Genomic DNA, 255 nt, shown 5'->3' with positions numbered 1-255 from the left:
GCGGGCAAGAAGACCGACGAGGCTGACGCCCATTGGTTGATGACGCTCCATACTTACGGTCTGTTGAAAGCCTGTTTCCAGCCTGACAATGTAACCCGTGAGATTCGGAACTTGGTAAGGCACAGGGGCAACCTGATACAGTCATGCAGCCGTGAGGTGCTGCACCTGCAGAAGGAGATGGAGCAGATGAACCTGAAGCTGGACAACGCCTTCAGCGACATACTGGGCAAGTCCGGCCAGGCAATCATCAAGGCA

1 protein-coding gene is annotated in these 255 nt (G+C 55.3%); it reads left to right on the top strand.

Annotated elements, in window-relative coordinates; all coding sequences use genetic code 11:
• A partial coding sequence (locus tag LDN30_RS16300; RefSeq protein WP_223930258.1) for an IS110 family transposase occupies positions 1-255 on the top strand: 255 nt, incomplete at both ends.

This window comes from Prevotella lacticifex (assembly GCF_019973375.1).
Lineage (GTDB): Bacteria > Bacteroidota > Bacteroidia > Bacteroidales > Bacteroidaceae > Prevotella > Prevotella lacticifex.
Note: the sequence above shows the minus strand (reverse complement) of the source record. Positions and strands in the feature narration are given on the sequence as shown.